The sequence below is a fragment of the Collinsella aerofaciens genome (genome assembly GCF_964283865.1).
In the GTDB taxonomy this organism is placed as follows: Bacteria; Actinomycetota; Coriobacteriia; order Coriobacteriales; family Coriobacteriaceae; genus Collinsella.
Genome location: NZ_CAXYLS010000009.1, coordinates 18,409 through 37,873, shown reverse-complemented (window position 1 = coordinate 37,873; position 19,465 = coordinate 18,409). Strand labels below are relative to the sequence as shown.

Annotated in this window: 16 protein-coding genes and 1 tRNA gene; all 17 read right to left on the bottom strand. The window is 61.5% G+C overall.

Annotated features, from left to right (window positions below; translation table 11 throughout):
- Positions 1-36: 36 nt before the first annotated feature.
- The 17 genes from ACRX4W_RS06270 to ACRX4W_RS06190 all read right to left on the bottom strand — a co-directional run bounded on the left by ACRX4W_RS06270 (position 37) and on the right by ACRX4W_RS06190 (position 19,447).
- Positions 37-618, bottom strand: coding sequence for a GNAT family N-acetyltransferase (locus ACRX4W_RS06270; RefSeq protein WP_118066179.1), 582 nt, complete (start codon positions 616-618; stop codon positions 37-39).
- A gap of 77 nt (positions 619-695) precedes the next feature.
- Positions 696-1,721 carry a threonine aldolase family protein gene (locus ACRX4W_RS06265; RefSeq protein WP_089573229.1) on the bottom strand — a complete coding sequence of 342 codons (1,026 nt, stop codon included), beginning with the start codon at positions 1,719-1,721 and terminating at the stop codon, positions 696-698.
- A 45-nt stretch (positions 1,722-1,766) separates the two neighbouring features.
- Positions 1,767-2,630 carry a phosphatase PAP2 family protein gene (locus ACRX4W_RS06260; protein ID WP_432299652.1) on the bottom strand — a complete coding sequence of 288 codons (864 nt, stop codon included), beginning with the start codon at positions 2,628-2,630 and terminating at the stop codon, positions 1,767-1,769.
- A gap of 56 nt (positions 2,631-2,686) precedes the next feature.
- Positions 2,687-6,319, bottom strand: coding sequence for a transcription-repair coupling factor (gene mfd / locus ACRX4W_RS06255; RefSeq protein ID WP_432299650.1), 3,633 nt, complete (start codon positions 6,317-6,319; stop codon positions 2,687-2,689).
- Between the two features lie 158 nt (positions 6,320-6,477).
- A complete protein-coding gene (nth, locus tag ACRX4W_RS06250; RefSeq protein WP_035136768.1) occupies positions 6,478-7,143 on the bottom strand; it encodes an endonuclease III in 666 nt (221 codons plus the stop codon).
- Positions 7,144-7,206: 63 nt separating this feature from the next.
- Positions 7,207-9,009 (bottom strand): ABC transporter ATP-binding protein, encoded by a 1,803-nt coding sequence (locus tag ACRX4W_RS06245; RefSeq protein ID WP_432299647.1) that lies wholly within the window; start codon positions 9,007-9,009, stop codon positions 7,207-7,209.
- A gap of 123 nt (positions 9,010-9,132) precedes the next feature.
- Positions 9,133-10,488, bottom strand: a complete 1,356-nt coding sequence (locus ACRX4W_RS06240) for a DNA recombination protein RmuC (protein WP_432299645.1) — start codon at positions 10,486-10,488, stop codon at positions 9,133-9,135.
- A 123-nt stretch (positions 10,489-10,611) separates the two neighbouring features.
- Positions 10,612-11,046 (bottom strand): hypothetical protein, encoded by a 435-nt coding sequence (locus ACRX4W_RS06235; RefSeq protein ID WP_432299643.1) that lies wholly within the window; start codon positions 11,044-11,046, stop codon positions 10,612-10,614.
- Between the two features lie 693 nt (positions 11,047-11,739).
- Positions 11,740-12,372 (bottom strand): hypothetical protein, encoded by a 633-nt coding sequence (locus ACRX4W_RS06230; RefSeq protein ID WP_432299641.1) that lies wholly within the window; start codon positions 12,370-12,372, stop codon positions 11,740-11,742.
- A 280-nt stretch (positions 12,373-12,652) separates the two neighbouring features.
- Positions 12,653-13,192: a rubrerythrin gene (gene rbr / locus ACRX4W_RS06225; protein ID WP_055252097.1), complete on the bottom strand. Its 540-nt coding sequence runs from the start codon at positions 13,190-13,192 to the stop codon at positions 12,653-12,655.
- A gap of 115 nt (positions 13,193-13,307) precedes the next feature.
- Positions 13,308-14,213: an HhH-GPD family protein gene (locus tag ACRX4W_RS06220; protein WP_432299639.1), complete on the bottom strand. Its 906-nt coding sequence runs from the start codon at positions 14,211-14,213 to the stop codon at positions 13,308-13,310.
- A gap of 21 nt (positions 14,214-14,234) precedes the next feature.
- Positions 14,235-14,720 carry an RrF2 family transcriptional regulator gene (locus ACRX4W_RS06215; RefSeq protein WP_432299637.1) on the bottom strand — a complete coding sequence of 162 codons (486 nt, stop codon included), beginning with the start codon at positions 14,718-14,720 and terminating at the stop codon, positions 14,235-14,237.
- 359 nt (positions 14,721-15,079) lie between these two features.
- Positions 15,080-15,157: transfer RNA gene (locus ACRX4W_RS06210), tRNA-Asp, on the bottom strand.
- A 409-nt stretch (positions 15,158-15,566) separates the two neighbouring features.
- The gene (locus ACRX4W_RS06205) at positions 15,567-16,034 is read right to left on the bottom strand and encodes a YfcE family phosphodiesterase (protein WP_117584170.1); all 468 of its coding nucleotides are present in this window, start codon (positions 16,032-16,034) and stop codon (positions 15,567-15,569) included.
- Positions 16,035-16,130: 96 nt separating this feature from the next.
- Complete coding sequence (locus ACRX4W_RS06200; protein WP_006235156.1) at positions 16,131-16,847, bottom strand: LytR/AlgR family response regulator transcription factor; 717 nt, start codon at positions 16,845-16,847, stop codon at positions 16,131-16,133.
- A 72-nt stretch (positions 16,848-16,919) separates the two neighbouring features.
- A complete protein-coding gene (locus tag ACRX4W_RS06195; protein WP_006235157.1) occupies positions 16,920-18,263 on the bottom strand; it encodes a histidine kinase in 1,344 nt (447 codons plus the stop codon).
- The gene (locus ACRX4W_RS06190) at positions 18,260-19,447 is read right to left on the bottom strand and encodes a glycosyltransferase (RefSeq protein WP_124785795.1); all 1,188 of its coding nucleotides are present in this window, start codon (positions 19,445-19,447) and stop codon (positions 18,260-18,262) included. Before ACRX4W_RS06190 ends, ACRX4W_RS06195 begins: the two co-directional genes overlap by 4 nt.
- Positions 19,448-19,465: the final 18 nt, after the last annotated feature.

The window sequence follows — 19,465 nt, the reverse complement described above, 5'->3', positions numbered from 1 at the left end:
ACCACCACAAAGGGGACAGGCACCTTTGTGGTGGTTTTAGGCGAGGAGGTCGGGGAACCAGGTTGGCTTAGGTTGGTTAGGGACGCGCTCGGCCAGGACCAGCTCCATCCAGCACATGTCGTACCAGCGGCCGAACTTTTGGGCGCAGCGGTCGAAGGCGCCCACCAGGCGATATCCCATATGGGCATGGAAATCCTGGCTGTTGTGCGTCAGGTACTCGTCGTCCTTGTCGTGCGGCACGGCGATGAGCGCGCACATGTTGGTGATGCCCATCGCGATCAGGCACTGCTTGAGCGCATCGTGCAGCTTGCGGCCCAGCCCGCCGTGGCGCACGTCGCGTGCCAGGTAAATCGACGTCTCGACCGACCAGTCGTATGCCTCGCGGCTGTTGAGCGGACTCGCATAGGCATAGCCTACCGGACGCCCGTCCAGCTCCATCACCAGATACGGATAGCGCTTGAGCGTACGCTCGATGCGCCCGGCGAACTCCTCAACGCTCGGCACCTCGTATTCGCAGGTAATCGCCGTCTGGCGCACATACGGCTCATAGATGGCAAGCAACGCCGGCGCGTCTTTGGGCGTCGCCAGGCAAATCGCCGGCTCGGACATCTCGGTCATACAACCCTTCTCTCTCAAAAACAAAGGCCGCCTTGCGCCAAACCCAGCGCAAGGCGGCCCCTCGTCATTACATCAGGCTACAGGACAGCCGCCAGCGCGTCGATGTCCTCCTGCGTCGTGGCCCAGCTGGTGCAAAAGCGCACCACCGTGTGGGTATCGTCGTACTTTTCCCAGTACTCGATCGCCGCATGCTCGCGAATGCGGGCCATGTCCTCGTTGGGCAAAATCACGAACTGCTGGTTTGTGGGCGTCTCCAAAAAGAACTGGTAGCCGCGCTCGTGCAGCACACGACGCAGCGCCTGGGCCGTCTGAATCGCCTGTCGACCAATCTCAAAATACAGGCCATCGGTAAAGAGCGCCTCAAACTGCACGCCCGTCAGGCGGCCCTTGGCCAACAGCGCGCCGTGCTGCTTAATACGCGGAATGGGATGCGCCGGAGCGTGCATGCCGCAGAACACCACAGCCTCGCCGCAAAGCGCGCCGCACTTGGTGCCGCCGATGTAGAACACGTCGCACAGCTGCGCCAGCTCGGGCAGGGTAATGTCGCACTCATCGGCCGCCAGTGCATAGGCCAGACGAGCACCGTCCACAAACAGCGGAATCTCGCGCTTCTGGCACACCGCGTGAATCGCCGCGAGCTCGGCCTTGGAGTACAGCGTGCCGTACTCGGTCGATAGACTCACGTACACGGCGCCCGGGAACACCGTGTGCTCGTAGCTCTCGTTTTCGTAGAACACCTGGATATAGTTCTCGAGATCCTCGGCGTGCATCTTGCCCTCGTAGCCGGGGATGGTGAGCACCTTGTGGCCGCCAAACTCGATGGCGCCCGCCTCGTGGCAAGCGACATGGCCGGTCTCGGCGGCAACGACGCCCTCGTAGGGCGCGAGCAGCATGTCAATCACCGTCGCGTTGGCCTGCGTGCCGCCCACCAGCAAGAACACGTCGGCATCGGGGGCCTGACAGGCCTCGCGAATCAGCTGCTTGGCACGCTCGGTGTGCGCATCGGTACCGTAGCCGGGCTGTGGCTCCATGTTGGTATCGACGAGCGCCTGCAGCACTGCCGGATGAGCACCGTGGGAATAGTCGTTGTTGAACGCGAGCATGGCAATCCTCTCTAGCCGGGCATGGGCCCGATGATTTAAACGCCGCTATTGTACGCCGCCCGGATAGGCAATGCGCGCGGCAAGGCACTCAAGTGCCAGCACCAGGGCAAAGCCGCAGCTCACGTCAGTCAAAAAGTGCGCACCGATCACAATGCGGCCAAAGGCGACGAGCGCCGCAACCGCAGCCGCCGTCCAAAAGACCACGCGACGGCGCGACGGCTTTTCCTTAAAGGACGCCGCAGGAAGCCCGGCAAGCATAAGACCGATCGCCGCGTGCGCCGTGTGTCCGCTCGCAAACGACTTAAAGCCGTCCTTGATTACGCCGGCCGCAATATAGCTCCACTTGTCGGGGTTGCCAATCACCCACCACGGCTGATAATTGAGCCCCGGCGTGACCTCGATCACGCGCATGCGCGGGCGCGACCACAGCGGCTTGACAACCACGTTGAGGATGATGGCCTGAGCGACCCACACGGCAAGCGCCATCAGCGCCCAGCGCGTGAGCTCGTCGGAGTCGGTGTCGCGCGTGAGGCGATAGACGACAAGGTTAGCAGCGATGACCAGCACAAACGTCAGCACCAACTGGACAGCGATGAGTTTGCCGCCAACCTTCAGGGACGAGACGATCTCGTAGCCGGCCAGGCCAACGTTGACGAGGATGCCGAGCACGGCGAGCCATTTGCTCCCCCTGGAGTCGGGACGCACCGCGCGCACGAGCATAACGCCCGCGACGCTCGCCGTCAGCTCAAACGGCAGCTCGCCGGCGGCCTCGATAAAGCGGCCGTACATGCTGCCGATGTTGAACAGCGCGCTCGAGATCTGATAATCGAAGAAACTGCCCACGCCCAGACAAAGGCACAAAACAACCGCGATAATGGCGACGTCTTTCTTGTAGATGTATCCGAACATGCTTTCCTTTCGATGGAACCAGAGTGCCCAAATGGGGCGTTTGCAACGTCGACCCGTTAGTCGTCGTCGCTCGCACCCAGCTGCTGCAGCAGCATGAGGGCGGCTGCCACGGGGCCGGTGCCGTCGTTGGCATCGAGACCGCGACCCAGGCCGCTGCCCGCACCGGCGCCCGCCTTGTAGGGCACCGACAGCTTGCGGCTCTTGGGGAAGTTCACCGCGCCGTACCGATTCTTAAACTCAAAGGCTACCTTCTTGGGAACGTCAACCCCCAGGAAGGTAATGCGCCCACCGCTGAGCGTGACGCTCTCGAGCCCCAGGCGCTCGCCGCGGATACGGATGCGCGCGCGGTTGAACAGGTTGAGCCCCGCCAACGACAGCTCACCGTGCGCGGCCTCGGTCTCTTCCTGCACCTCGTCGATGCTCTCCAGGTCCTCGGCCGCCGCGAGCTTGCGGTACACGAGCACGCGCTGGTCCACCGCCGGCAGGTACTCCTCGGACAAGAAGTAATCGGCAGGCAGATTAATGCCCACGCTCGCCGCCTCCACGCCGGCATCGTCATCGCCGCGCGCCTCGGCCACGGCCTGGCCCAACATCTGCGTAAACAGGTCAAAGCCCACGCTCGACAGGTTGCCGTGCTGCTCAGCGCCCATCAGCGAACCGGCGCCGCGAATCTCCAGGTCGCGCATGGCGATACGCATGCCGCTGCCCAGGTCCTGGAACTCGGAAAGTGCAGTCAGGCGCGCCGTGGCCTCCTCGGTGAGCGGCAGCTCGCCCGGGAACATAAAGTACGCGTAGGCCTGCGTGACAGAACGGCCCACACGGCCCTTGAGCTGGTAAAGCTGTGCCAGACCCAGGCGCTGCGAGTCCTCGATGATGAGCGTGTTGGCGGTCGCGTTGTCGATGCCACTCTCCACGATGGTCGTGGCGATGAGCACATCGATCTTTTTGGTCGCGAACTCGATCATCACGTCCTCGACCTCGCGCGGGCTCATCTTGCCGTGCGCCACGCCCACGCGCGCCTCGGGCGCGGCCTCGTGCACGCGTGCCACAGCGTCATCGATGGTCTTGACGCGGTTGGACACGTAGTACACCTGTCCGCCGCGACCCACCTCCAGGCGAATCGCCGCGCTCACCACGTCGGGGTCGTACTCCCCCACGTGCACGATCACGGGGCGGCGCCCAGTCGGCGGCGTGGTAATCAGGCTCATATCGCGCACGCCGCTCGTGGCCATCTGCATGGTACGCGGGATGGGCGTGGCCGAAAGCGTGAGCACGTCAATCTGCTCGCGCAGGTTCTTGAGCTGCTCCTTGTGCTGCACGCCAAAGCGCTGCTCCTCGTCAATGATCACCAGGCCCAGGTTCTTGGGGTTCACATCGGCCGAAAGCAGGCGATGCGTGCCGATGAGCACATCAATCGTGCCCTCGGCAAACGCCTTGAGTGCGCGCTTTTGCTGCGCCGGCGTGCGAAAGCGGCTGAGCACCTCGACCTCAAGGCCAAACGGGGCAAAGCGTTCAAAGAACGTCTCGTAGTGCTGCTGGGCCAGAATGGTCGTGGGGCAGAGCACCATGACCTGGCGACCGGAGTCCACGCACTTAAACGCCGCGCGCAGGGCGACCTCGGTCTTGCCAAAGCCCACGTCTCCGCACAGCAGGCGGTCCATGGGCTTGGGCGCCTCCATATCGGCCTTAATATCGGCGATGGCCTCCAGCTGATCGCGCGTCTCGTCGTAGGGGAAGCTCTGCTCCATCTCGATCTGCTCGGGCGTGTCGGGCGGGCAAGCGATACCGGTAATCGAAGAGCGGCGCGTATACAGATCGACCAGGTCAAACGCCAGCTTTTTGGCGTTCTTGCGCGCCTTGTTGGTGGCACGCGTCCAGTCGGCGGTGTTGAGCCTGGTCAGGCGCGGCTTGTCGCCGTCGGGACCAACGTAGCGCGTAATGCGGTCAACCTGCTCCAGCGGCACGTAGAGCTTGTCGCCGTCGGCATATTCCAGCAAAAAGTAGTCGCGCTCCTTGCCGCCCACTTCCTGGCGCGCGATCTCGCTAAAGAGCGCGATGCCGTGAGTGGCGTGCACCACGTAGTCGCCCGGCTTAAACGGGAACGTGATCTGCGTAATGTCCACCTTGCGGCGGCTGCGCGCGCGGTTGGCGTCCATGCGGGCGTTAAGGTCGGCGATCGAGAACACGGCCAGGTTGGCATCGGGCACCACCACACCCTGCGGCAGAGCGGCATCCACAAAGGTCACGCGTCCGCGCGAGATGGTGGGCACGGCGGCACCGGCGGCAGCCTGGGCCGCGCCCGCCTCGAGCGAGCGGGCGTTGAGCGCGTCGGCCTTGCGTTCGCGAATTGCAGCATGAGCATCCTGGCGGACAGCACGATCGGCAGAATCCGCCGCCGCCACGCGCACACGGTCGCCAATAGCGCCCGCGTTTTCGGGCGCGGCCGTCAGCGACTCCTCAAAGGTAATACCCTCATCGCCAAAGGTGAGCTCCATCGACTCGCGTGCACCGCGGTCGGGGATGGCAAACACGCAGGCATAGCGCTTGCCCACGACCTCCTGGATGCGCGTCATAAAGCGATTGTCCGAGCCCGCGATGGCCGGCTGCTCAATCTTGAGCTCTGCCGTCACCGCACCACCGGCACGAATCAAGCTCACGTAGTTCAAGCGCTGCTGGGCACCAAAGTCGAGCTGCTGGGCGCGCACGTACAGACCGTCCAAGCGGTCAATCCCCGCCTCGCCGGCGCGTGCCTCGATATCCTCGTAGGCGCGCAGGCAGTCGTCGAACAGCGAGCGCGGCTCGGACAGCACCACGAGCGCCTGGCCGCTCACATGCGACAGCGGGCTCACGGTCTGGCCGTACATCACCGGCAAAAAGCGGTCGAGCTCGGGCGTGACGATGCGTGCATCCACCATCTCGAGCAGCGCCGCCAGCTTACTGTCGTCCTGGCTGGCGCGGTAGAGCGCCACGTGCATGTTGTGAACGGCCTCGTCGGTGAGCGCCAGCTCGCGGCAGGGGAAGATTTCGATGCTGTCCTCGTTGCCGATGGTCTGCCCCGTGGAACTCACCATGCGGCGGATGCGATCAATCTCGTCGCCAAAGAACTCAATGCGCACGGGTGCCTTCTCCTGCGCGGGGAACACCTCGACGGTATCACCGTGCACGCGGAACAGGCCGGGCGCGTCGGCGGCACCGGCATTGGTATAGCCCATGCCCACCAGGCGCTGCGGCACCTCGTCAAAAGGGATCTCCTCGCCCACCGCAAAGGTCGTGGACTCCCAGTAGCGGCTCTCGACTGGCGGCACGCAACGCAGCAACGCGCGGGCCGAGGCAACCATAATGCAGTTGTCACCGCGCACGATGCGTCCCAGGGCCTCGCAGCGCTGCGCCACCACGGCATCGTCGGGCGCCTGCTCGCGCCACGGGTAGTCCTTGCGCTCGGGAAAGCGGCACACGTGCGCCAGGCCCACATAGGCGGCCAGGCTGCGCGCGGCGCGATCGGCAGCGTCCTCGCCGCTCACGATATAGACCGTGGGACGCGGACGGCGCGCAAACTGGGCGGCCGCCATAAGCGTGCGACCCGACTGCGACACGGCCAACGTCACGTCCTCGCCGGCATCGAGTCCGGCCTCGACGGTCTGCAGTGCCTCGGCAGTGTAGAGCTGCGCGGCTATACGGTGAATGAGCATGCTGTTCCTCCGGCATCGCAACGCCAAAAGCCCGCCGGGGCAAGCTCGGCGGGTCGTACGTCAAAGATCATTGTTTGTCATGGTAGCGTATGGAGAGGACTCCTGCTCAAGGGCAAACCCGGCCCTGCAAAAAACGCCAGACGAAGATGCATTCCGCCCTACCCCGCTACGCGCACGCTGGGGCACAAATCTGCCAGCGGACACTCGTCGCACTTGGGTTTGCGGGCATCGCAGATTTCGCGACCGAAGGTGATCCACTGATGGTTGACCGACTCCCAATACTCGTGCGGCAAAATCTTGAGCAGATCCTGCTCGGTCTTGAGCGGCTCCTTGGCATGCGTCTTGGGACTCAGCATCAGGCGGTGCGCAATGCGGTTGACGTGCGTATCCACTGCGATGCCTTCCACGATGCCGTACCCCACGTTGAGTACGATGTTCGCCGTCTTGCGCCCCACGCCCGGCAGCTTTACAAGCTCCTTCATGTCGGCCGGTACCTCGCCGCCGTAGTCAGCAACGATCATCTGGGCGGCCTCCACGGCATGCTTGGCCTTACTCTTATAAAAGCCGAGTGACTTAATGGTGTCCGCCACGTCAGCCACGCTCGCCCCGGCCATGGCCTCGGGCGTGGGCCACTGGGCAAACAGCCGCGGCGTCACCTTGTTGACCTGCGCGTCGGTCGTTTGCGCCGAGAGTAGCACCGCGATCAGCAGGCGGAAGGGATTCTCGTGGTCCAAAAAGCACTCGACCGGGCCATAGCGACGGTTGAGGCGCTCACACACCTCGATGGCGCGCTCGCGCTTGGCGGCATTGGTCTCGCGTGGCATAACGACTCCTCGGCTCAACGGCACAATAAACTTATGGGCACAATTGTCCCACGTCCTAGACGCTTACGCCTCCAAGAATGCGCCGGTCTGACGGCTCCACAGACTCGCGTACTCGCCACCCGCCTCGACGAGCTGCACATGCGTGCCGTCCTCGACGATCTCGCTATCCGCCAGCACCACGATGCGGTCGAGCGCCGCCACGGTGGACAGGCGATGCGCCACCACAATGGAGGTGCGGCCGCGCATCAGGTTCTCGAGAGCTTCCTGCACCAACGCCTCGGACTCGCTATCGAGGGCAGACGTCGCCTCGTCGAGTACCAGAATCGGCGCGTCGGTGAGGATGGCACGGGCAATGGCCACGCGCTGGCGCTGGCCGCCCGAAAGCTTAACGCCGCGCTCGCCCACCATGGTGTCAAAGCCATGGGGCAGGCGGTCGATAAACTCCAGGGCATTGGCCAGGCGCGCCGCCTCACGAATTTGCTCGTCGGTGGCGTCGGGGCGGCCGTAGGCGATATTCTCGCGAATGGAGCGGTGGAACAGCAGCGCCTCCTGTGGCACGTAGGCCACCTGACGGCGCAGGCTCTGCTGCGTACAGCGCGAGACGTCCTGGCCGTCCACGAGCACGCGGCCGCCCTGCACATCGTCCAAGCGCAGCAACAGCTTGGTAAGCGTCGTCTTGCCCGAGCCCGATTTGCCCACCAGGCCCACGCGCTGGCCCGCCGCCACATGGAGCGTCAGGTCGTCGAACACGCTCTCGTCCGCCGCGGCATCACGGTATGCAAAGCTCAGGTGCTCAAAATCAATCGCGCCCTCGCGCACCTTGAGCTCGGAGGCGTTCTCGTCGTCTGCCACCAGACGCGGCTCGTCCAGCACGCGCGTCATCTCGGCCGCATCGCCCAGCGCGCGGTTGATGCGCTGCATCATGGAGCTCACGTAGTTCAGGCGCATGGTGAGGTTGTACGTATAGGTAAAGATCATGACGAGCGTGCCGGCCGAGATGCCAAACCACGCGTTGCCGCCCGCGACGAACACGCTCACCACAGCCATGGTGATGACGATAAGGCCCGAGGTCGTAAAGTTGCGTTGCATCATGGCGTGCATCGAGACCGTCTCGGCGTCGCGCGCGGCGCGGTCGGCGGTATCGAACAGATCACGTTCAAAGTCCTCGCGCCCGCAAGTCTTGACGGCCAAGATGTTCGTGACCGCGTCGGAGAGCACGCCCGAGAGCTTGTTCTGCGCGGCGGACGTCGCGGCCGAAAGCGGCATGATGCGCTTGTACATAAGCCAGACAAACGCAATGTAGACGACCATGATGCCCACCAGGATCACGGTAAACGTCGGCACCACCGGGGCGAGTGCGGCCACGGTGCAGATGACCGAGGTGATGGTGGGGATGAGCGAATACACCGTTACGTCCACCAGACCCGTATAGCCGCTCATAAAACGGCTTGCCTGGCTCACAAGCGATCCGCCAAAGCGGCTGGTATGGAATGTCATGGATTGGTTGGAGAGCGTGTCGAAGCACAGACGCGCCAGGTGATAGTTGCCCGCAATCTCGAGCTTGTAGACGGTGTAGTCCTGTAGCTTGGAGAGGATCTGACCCACCAGGTTAACGAGTACGAGCGCCAGGATATAGGGGCCGAAGACCTCAAACACCTGGCCACCCGCCACGGGACCGACTTGAATGCGGTCGACAATGAGGGCCATCACATAGGTATTGGCAAACGTCAGCAAAAAGATGTAGCCCGACGACGAGAGCACCGAGAGAAAGACAATCAGCGGCTGCGTGCGCGTGACACCCCAAAACCGCTGCAACGTGCGGCGCACGGTGGAGCGGCTGAGCGGGCTGGTGCTTCTCTGAGACATGGGCTTCCTTTCGCATCTGATAGGGCGAAACGCCATTGTTGCACATTGAAGCGCACTTCAGGCAAGCGCGATGCGAAAAGCGCCCGCGCCGTGCTTGCGCAGGCGCCCCGCCGTCAGATGCAGCTAGTCCTCGTCTTTTTGGTCTGCGGGCAGGTCTGCGGACTCCAAGCCCAAAATCGCGTCGGCCTCCCGCGCGTCTTCCAGCGCGTCGATGTCCTTGAGTTTGCGCTCCATGACGTTGGTGCGCGTGGTAATGATGCCCTCGACCGTTTTGCCCGCGGTCTCGATCTGCTGCTGGGCGCGGCGCAGCGCCGCCTGATAACGCGGCAGCTCGGCCTTGACGGCGGAGAGCACGCGCAGTACGTCGTCGGTACGTTTTTGCAGCCTAAACGTCTGGTAGCTCATCTGCAGGCTGTTGAGAATGGCGGCCATGGTGCTGGGGCCGGCAACGTTGACGTGATAGTCGCGGCCCAGGGTCTCGATAAGCCCGGGGCGACTGACGACCTCGGCATACAGGCCCTCAAACGGCACGAACATAATGCCAAAGTTGGTGGTCGCGGGTACGCTCAGGTACTTTTCGCAGATGTCCTTTGCCTCGCGCTTCACCATGGTGTCGAGCGTCTTGCGCGCGGCGGCGACGGCCTCCGCGTCGCCCGACTCTTGCGCGTCAAGCAGGTGCTCGTACGCATCGCCGGGAAACTTAGAGTCGATCGGCAGCAGCACGGGGTCGCCCTCGTCCACCGGCAGCTTGACGGCAAACTCAACCCGCTCCGAGGCACCAGGCTTGGTGGCGACGTTTTCCAGATACTGATCGGGCGTGAGAATATCCGCCAGAATCGCGCCCAGCTGCACCTCGCCCAAAATGCCGCGCGCCTTCACATTGCCCAGCACGCGCTTAAGATCGCCTACGCCGGTGGCAATGGACTGCATATCGCCCAAACCCTTGTACACAGCCTCGAGCTGGTCGCTCACCTGCTTAAACGATGCCGACAGGCGATCGTTGAGCGTGCGGGAGAGCTTCTCGTCCACCGTCGCGCGCATCTGATCGAGCTGCACGTTGTTATCCTTGCGGATGGCGCCCAGCTGGACATCGACCGTCTCGCGCACCTTGTCCAGGCGGTGCTCGATGCCCTCGCGGTTGGCGCCCAGCTGTTGGGCCGTCTCACGGCGCAGGTCGTCCATACGGTCGCCAGCCTGCGAGAACTCGCGCGCAATGGTCAGGTAGCGCTGCTGCTCTACGGCGGCGTCGGTCGTCTGCTGCTGCGCGATGGCGTTTGCCGTGCGGCGGGTTTCTGCCAACGCCACATTAAGGGCGTCGAGTGCATTGTTGGCCTGTTCAAGTGCCGCCAGCGTCTCCGCGCCCTTGTCGCCACGTTCCCGCAGCTCGGCACGAAGACCCTTAAGCTGCAGGGCGCAAGCCACAGCAACCCCCACCGCCACTAAGGCGATTACAACAAGCACAACATCAATAGCAGACATACATTCCGCCCAACAAACCCAATCGATTATCAATCAAAACCGCGATCAATCTTACCCCGCCACACGCACCGAGCGCTCCGCGGCAATCGGGCAAATGGATTTTGGGCCACAGGCATCAAAACGCTAACTCTCCCAGCCGGCGCGGATGGTTGTTATGACGTCGCCCAGGCGCTGGCCCAGGGCCGCTAGATGCTGGAGCACCTCGTTGGGCGATGCGCCGTTGAGGATGCACGTGAGGGCATACGACACCAGAAAGATGGCCGCAAGCCCCAGCGGGATGAGCACGATCATCGCCAATGTGCGCAGGCGCTGGCCCAAACGGCGGCGGCGCGCGCGGCGTTTGTCGAACGCGAGCTCCTGCGCATATGAATCTTGCTGTACGGAATAGGCCTCTGGCGCCGATTCACACCCGGGCACAGCTGCAGGTACAGCAGCGGGCACGACGTTTTGCACGGGTGCCTGGTTGGCAACCCCTTGCATTTGCATCTCCATGAGTCGTTGCTGCTGACGCAGCATGCGCTCAGCTTGTTGCTGCGGGGTCTCAAGAAACAGATCCATGTTGGCCTCCAAAATCGGGGCATTCGACGCTTACGACCAGCATCCCGCACCGCCATGACCGCGACAACGTAATCGCTGGCAATAGCCACAAAGTTTCTTTTGCTCAAAAGCTGTCGAAAAGCTCAACAACTCCCCTACCAGCACTTTCTCTGAGCTTTTTTCGCCAGCAATCTTTTGGCCTTCCACCCTTACGCCAGCTGACCAAAATCTAACCAAAAGCTTGACGAAAATTGTGGAGACCGGGACCTCAAGTAAAACGTGACAGCCCCAAGCGAAGCAGCCTGGACAGTTAGTTCAGATATGTATAAATCAGACCCCCTAACGAAGCGTTCAGACGCTTAGTTAAGCGTTATTTGGTCCTCAAAACGGGCATTTAAAGCCCAAAATCAAGCGCTTCAGGTCATCTAAAGGCGTCCGAAGGCTCCAAGCCCAGCTATTAAGCAGCTCGATTTATACGTATCTGAACTAACTGTCCACCCACACAAAAAGTGCCGTCCCAAAGGGGCGGCACACAAACCAATCTATGAGCCAAAACTCGTTGGCAAGCCCGCGCCGTCAGGCCCGCGGCGTATGCCTTTGCCTCGCGCGACCCTGCGCAGCCGTGAGCGAGAGGGAAAGGGATACGCCGCGGGTCTGACACCCAGAGCGGTAAAGCCAGCAGTTGCCCCGCGCTCCGCAGTCGGTAAAAGCAGATTACATGCCCGCAAGACCTCGAGCTGCGGTGGCACACATAAACGCCAGGACTAGGATCACGAGTGAGCCCGCGATGTCGACCAGCACGCCCATTGCACGGCGCTCAAACAGCCAGCTCTCGAAATGCGGGGCAACATTGCGCCACACGCGCCACAACAAGATGCCCATGCCGATGACGCCGGGAATATTGAGCAGCAAAATCTCGGAGCACAAGAGGCCGATTAGGTTGCCGGCGGCAAAGCCCGCATCGCCCTCGCAGTATTTGCGAAAGATCATGTACAGCATGTACGCCACAAACGGCTGCAGGCACGCAGAAATAAACGTGACCACCATCGAGGGCTCCTGCGAAAAGACCTCGGTGAGTTTATCGACACTCGTGGCATCTTTCGAAGCCAAGAACAAGCCAATGACCGCCACGGGCACCACGCCCAAGATAACCTCGATCAGAGTAAACAACTTAGCAGTCAGATCCTCGCTCGCCGTATTCAAATGAGGCGCCCACTCAGGATGAGCATGCGCCCCAACCTTCTTGTCCTTATCGGCACGCTCAGCCTTGCTGCTCTCAACAACTCGACGCTCAGGATCAAGACGAGTCCCCGCCGCAGCCACCCGAGCCCGAGACTTCTTACCCATACAAAAACACCCCACAACAGGAAATAAACTAAAACGCCACTACCCAGTGTACCCCACCCATGAACGGTGCCATCCCAACCAGTCCCCATACAAAAACGTGCCGCCCCATAAGGGGCGGCACACAAACTTTAATATCAGCTTTTCAGTAACGAGCAAGCGACGACCCGAAGCCGGAGCGCAGGGCGGGGAAATACCTTTGCCTCGCGCGACCCTGCGGAGCCGTGAGCGAGAGGGAAAGGTATTTCCCCGCCCTGCGCTCCGCAGCAGCCAGCGCCACGCGCTAGTAGTTCACCACCTGCTCCTCGAAGTACGCCTTGGGGTGGTTACAAACCGGGCACACCTCGGGCGCCTCGGCACCAACATGCAGGTGCCCGCAGTTCAGGCACTTCCACACCTTTACGCCCTCGCGCTCAAACACCTCGCCCGACTCAATGCGCTCGACGAGTTTGTTGTAGCGCTCCTCGTGAGCCTTCTCGACAGCAGCGACGCCGCGGAACTTCGCGGCGATCTCGGCAAAGCCCTCCTCCTCGGCGGTCTTGGCAAACTCGTCGTACATCGTGGTCCACTCGTAGTTCTCGCCCGCAGCGGCATCACGCAAGTTGTCCAGGGTGTCGGGAACGGCGCCGTCGTGCAGATACTTAAACCACAGCTTGGCGTGCTCGGACTCGTTGCCTGCGGTCTCGGCAAAGATATTCGAGATCTGCACGTAGCCGTCCTTTTTGGCCTTAGATGCGTAGTAGCGATACTTGGTGTGCGCCTGGGACTCACCGGCAAAAGCGGTCTCGAGGTTCTTCTTGGTTTGGGAGTTCTCAAAATCCATAGGTGTACTTCCCTTCAACACATGCCGCCCATAGGCTTTGAGCGGCCCTTGTCTTTAGGATGCCCTCATGCCGAGAATCTAAACCTTACAATCCCGTTTTTCAAATTCGGGCGAGCTATACGCTCAGCCAACGATCGCCCTCGGAGCGGCAGAAGCCCTCGCGCTCCAGATCGGTCAGAATGCTCGCGACCGGCTCGCGCTCGACCGGCTCTCGGCCGGCTGCCGCCTCCATCTCGTTAACGCCTGCAACGGCTTCATCGAGCGTAACACCCGCCGGCTGCCCATCGCGCGCTGCCAGCAGCATGCGCACGATGTGGGCGCGCTTTTGACGGCGCGAACCCTCAAACTTGGACTGGCGACTATAGCCCGCCGATCGCCTAGACGGATTGGGCAACGTCTTCTTAAGATACGCGCCATAATCCAGCAGCGCGTAATACCACGCACGCGGCGTGTCGGCATCGTCTTGAGGCGCAGCAAAGGGAGCGATCTCATCCGCCGTCGCACCGGGAGCCGCCGGACAGGCGGCCTGAATCAGCGGCACCAGCTCGCGATCGGGAACGGCCGGCACATCGGGAAAGAAATGATGCAGAAAGACCGTGCGCACGTTGGTCTCCAGATACACACCCGGAAGATCGAATGCGAACGACCGAATGCCCTGCGCCGTCGCCGGCCCAATACCGGGCAGGGCGACCAGATCGCGCGTCTCGCGCGGAAACTCCCCGTCCCAGTCCTCCACAACGCACTGCGCGGCCCTATGGAGCGCCAGAGCGCGGCGATTGTAGCCCATCCCCTGCCACGCATCCAAGACATCGGAGGGGGCGGCCTGCGCAAGTGCCTGCACAGTCGGAAAGTGCTCGAGCCACGCCGGCATGCGTGTCTCCACGCGCGGCACCTGCGTCTGCTGCAGCATGACCTCGGAGAGCCAAATAATGTACGGATCACGCGTACGTCGCCACGGAAGGTCGCGATAGCGCAGGACCCCTTCCGATCGAATCATCGAACGAAAGGGGTCCTGCATCATATCTATGCTCCTTATGCGGCGCTATTCCTCCTGGCAAGCACACGCACAGGTGGCGTACTCGGGAAACGCATCGCGGTCGGCGAACTTGGAATCGACGGCCGGGAACTGGCGGTGAGCGACGATATCGCCCAGCGAAACGGAATCGAGGTAGTCGCGCATCAACGCTTGAGCTCCGGCCCACAGGGGATGATAGCAGCACGTGCCCATGCGCGCACAGTCGCCGTCGGGCGCGGTGCAGTCGTTCATAACCATGGGGCCCTGAACGGCCTCTACGACCTGACGGATCGTGACATCGTCGGGGCTCACCTTAAGGCGCATGCCACCGTGGACGCCACGCAGGCTCTCCACAATACCGGCCTGGACCAAACCGTGCTGAATCGAACGGGCAAACGAATACGGGACATTGACCTCTTCGGCAGCGGTGCGAACAGAAAGCAAACGCTCCGGATCCTCGGCAAGCATCGCCAGCATACGAAGGGCGTAATCAGTCTTCCTCGATATGTCCATTTTTCCCCTTTCAAGGAATACGAACAGCTCGAACGAGCTCCGGGGCCGAGCTTGTGTCGAGACGCTAAATGCCCGCTAGGACATCCAAATGATAAATAGGATATCCACTGAGTGCCGCGCTTGGAGCGAAATGCATCAGATGCGGCCTACAGTGCAATTTAGTATAACCTAACCCCCTGTCTCGTTGAACAGGTGTTGCGCAACAAAGCTGCTGTTTAGACAGATATGCTTATTGGATTTTACTTGCGTTCCCGAAGGCGCGGGGATTCTGGGCAAAGATGCCTCAGGGCGATCGTTCTATCGAAACAAAGTGTATCAAACGCAAAAAGCCACATCCGAAGACGTGGCTTTAATTGCGTTGGCGGGAAGTACGGGGCTCGAACCCGCGACCTCCGACGTGACAGGCCGGCGCTCTAACCAAACTGAGCTAACTCCCCAGGCAGGCGTTCGCGTTTGTTTCCGCTCGCGTGCGCTGCGGGGATTAGTATACACAGAAGTCTGTCCGGCGCGCAACAACTTTTTTGAAAAAATTTTTCGATCCCTCCGGGAGGGTCTCCGGGGCCGGCGGGCGCGGGTTAAGTTTGCTGCTCTACAGTCCTGCGCAAGACGGAAAGCACATTAAGTGCTTTCCTTTGCGTGCGGAACTCGCGACAAACTTAACCCGCGCCCGCCGGCCCCGGAGACCCTCCCTGCCGTCACATTGTTCGAGCCGTTGTTGTTGCTCGCCGCTTCGCGGCTCGGCGGCCCCGTTCTCCGCGGCGGGGTTGTCTAAGGTTTTTGTTGAAGCTCGGCCATTGGCTCAAATGGAAACGGAGAACGCATCTGCATCCCCCGTTTTTGTTGCGGTTAGTCTAGGTCAATAAACTTAGTGCTCAGTATCTTGCCGTCTTTTACTAGCATTCTGGCCATGGTGGGGCCTCGGGTGCCTCTGGGGTAGCTGGCGCTGCCCGGGTTGAGGACTAAGCAACGGCCCACTTGGGCTTCTTTGGTTACGTGGGTGTGGCCGTTGATGGCTACGTCTACGGATCCCACCGGAAGGTCTTCGCGGTAGTGGGCTACGGCGAATTTGAGGCCTTCGTAGGTAAAGAGCGCAAGACGGTCTACATCGGGGCCGTAGTCGCGGTAGTAATCGTTGTTGCCCAGTACGGCCCGCACGGGGGCGATGGTGCATAGGTGCTCGTAGTCCATCTCTGACGTGAGGTCGCCGGCGTGGATAATCAGGTCTGCGCCTTCAAGCTCATCCAGGAGCGCAGGCGAAAGATAGCCGTGGGTGTCCGAGATGATGTCGATACGCTTGGCGCTTGCGCTGTTCATGGGATCCCTTCCGCAAAAAACGATTCGGCAGATACATACAAAAAAGGCCCCACGGCTCCGCAGACGATGGGTCTACAGGGCTGCGGGGCCAGTGTGCTAGAGACTCAGGGCCTTCTTGAGCGGCACGACGCGGCGGCGCGAAACCGGCACGCGTTCGTCGACGCCCGTAATACCCAGCTGAATGGCACCCGAGGGCACCGTCTCGACGTCCGTGACGCACGCCAAGTTGACGATATAGCGGCGGTGAACACGGAAGAAGCCAAAGTCGCAGAGCTTGGCCTCGAACTGCGCCAGCGAGGTCGTCGACAAAAAGCGATCATCGACGGTATAGATGCAGGAGTAATCGTCCTTGGCCATGATAAAGCGAATGTCGTCCACGGGAATGAGCACCTTGCGGCCGCCCTTTTCCACCGGGATACGCTCGATGGTCACCTTGCTGTCCGTAACCGGCTTGGCGCGTTGCATGACCTTCTCGATCGCGCGATCCAAGCGAGCTTCCTCGACCGGCTTCATCAGATAATCGACGGCATCCACGTCGAATGCCTCGACCGCATGGTCACTATACGCAGTCACAAACACGATCGCCGGCGGATTTTTGAGCTTATGCAGCGCCTCGGCAAGTTGCAGGCCCGAGGCACCGGGCATCGAAATATCGAGAAACACGACATCCACGCGACTTTCCATAAGCATCTCGATGGCGGAGCGGACGCTCGACGCCTCCGTGATCGTGCCGATCTTGCCCGTTTGCTCGAGCAGGAAGCGAAGCTCCGAGCGAGCCGGCGCCTCATCATCCACAATCATCGCACGCAGCATAGGGATAAAACCTTTCGTCAACTAACTACGCCGGGCATCCGTCGCATGACGTTGAGCCCGTAGCCTTTTATTTTACTCTTGAATGTCAAAGATGCTCTCTGACAAATCAAGATGAAGGAGCACTTTGGTGCCCTTGCCCGGCGCCGATTCGACACGCGTATAGGAGTGCGGCCCATAAAAGCGATGGATGCGCTCCGAAATATTGTGCATGGCCACACCGGCGCCGCCACCCTGGGGAGAGCTGGCGTCGGGACGGGCAGAGCGCTCGTCAAACAGTCTGGCGGCGGTACCCTCATCCATGCCCACGCCATTATCGGCCACGGCAATCAAGATTGCATCCTCGCCGTCTTGGTGAACGGTCACGTCGATCCTCAGGGCGTCGTCATCGCCCATACCATGACGTACGGCGTTCTCGACAATCGGCTGGATCACGAACGCCGGCACCAGCGTATCTTCCACGTCCTCGGACACATCGAACGTCGCAAGCACGCGGTCCTCGCCAAAGCGGGCCTTCTCAAAGGTAAGGTAGCGCTTGGTCTGTGCGACCTCGCGCGAGACCGGAATAAGCGATCCCGAGTTGTCGAGCGTGGCACGATAGAACGATGAGAACTCACGAAGCAGTTCGCGGGCCCGCAACGGGTCGGTGCGCGTAAACGATGCAATGGTGTTCAGCGTGTTGAACAGGAAGTGCGGGTTAATCTGCGCCTGCAGCGCACGCACCTCAGCGCGCGCCGTGAGTTCCTTTTGCACCTCGAGCTCGTGGATGGCGAGCTGCGTGGACAAGATCTCGGCAAAGCCCGAGGCAAGCGCGTACTGGGTACGGTCGACGGCGCGCGGGGTCTTGTAGTAGAACTTGAGCGTGCCGACGGTACGATCGCCCACCTTGATGGGAGCGATAATGCCGGCGGGGACTTGGTTGTGCGAGCCGTCCGAACCCACGACATCCACCATACGGTTGAACGACTGCACGATGCCATGTTCGATAACGTAGCGCGTGGCAAGCGTGTGGATGGGAGTATCGGGCAGCAGTTTTTCCTCAAACTCGCCCGCGCAGGCAAGCACGTTGTCCTCGTCGGTGATGGCCACCGTCATGGCGCGCGTCTCGGGCAAAATGCGCCGGCACACCAAACGCGCCGATTCCTGCGTCAGACCGCCCTTAATGTCCTCGAGCATGGCCGAGGCCACCGAGAGCGTCTCCTCGGTGTACTGGGAGCGCACCGAATCGGGATTGAGCGTCAAAAAGATAAAGATGCACAGAAAGATGCACAGCAGCGCGCAGGCAATCACCGTGGCGATCGGCTCGATACCGGTCACCAAGGCAAAAATAAAGTACACCAGCACGCAAATGGCGCAGGCAACGGCAATGATGCGAAAGATTGATATTGAACTATCGCGCTGGGCGCGGCGGTCGATCATTCGGCCCCCTCCAGGATACTGATCAGTTGTGCGTCACGCCAAAGCCCGTCCATGATCTTGGGCCAAAAGCTCTGGAAACGCAGATAGCTTGCAGCGTTTTGGCGCGCATAGGCCTTTGCCTCGTCGATACCATGGCGCCAGATGCGCAGGTAGCCCTCATGCTCGCGGGTAAACACGCTGCGGACCATAGCGGTCTTGCGCACGCGGTCGTCGAGCTCGCGCGAAATCCACGGGCCCGGGTAGGGCATGAGCGATGCCGCCGTAACGGGGATGAGCTCCTTTTGATGCGCGGCGAACGTCAACTTGGCCCGTTCGTAGTACCAACGGTATACATCCTGCATAAAGCGCGGTGAGCGCTTCTCGGACTCGGGCGGCAGGTGACGAACGGCCCACTCGTTGTCAAACCACACGTCATAGCCAAACATGCGCATGTTAAAGAGGTAATCCAGATCCTCGCCACGGGTGATAAACGGATCAAAGGCCACACGCGTAAAGGCGCGGGCGTGCAGGGCCATCAGGCCGCCGCACACGTAGTTGGAGCGCGAGATGCGGGTGCCCGAGAGCGCCTTTTTCATCCAACGGTTGAACTCGATGCGCTTGGTCCACCAACGATGGCAGATGCCCACCTTGTCCGTGGGCGCCAGCGGGGATCCGTCGCGATCGTAAAAGTAACCGCTCTTGACCAAAATCGGCAGGCCCTGACGCGTCTGCTGGCCCAGCGCATAGGTCGCGCGCTTCATAAAGTCGGCGTCGATGACAGTCTCATCGTCATCCAAAAAGATAACCGCGTCATGCCCCAGCACAGCGGCACAGGCTAGCCCCATGTTGCGGATGGCGCCGTAGCCTCGCAGACTCACGCACTCGCCCGAACCCTTGGGTGCGATCTGAGCAACCCGGTCTGCGATGCGCGAGGCCTGGGTGTTGGTAACAACGGTGACCTTGAGCGTGGGATGCGCGTCGACAATCTCGTGCACGCGCAGCGACACATCGGCTGTGGCAGAAACGGGACAGACCACCAAAAGGATGATGCGCGGGATGTCACGTACCTGCTCAAGCGAGACCAGGCAGCGGTCGAGTTCGGGATTGTCGGCGTTGAGTCGTGTCGAATGGTCATAGGTGCCAGGGGCGTTTGCGCGAGCGTCATCGCCCGCCCAATACGTTGGAATCACGACCGTGGCGTTCATGCCTTACCCTCCCTGCAA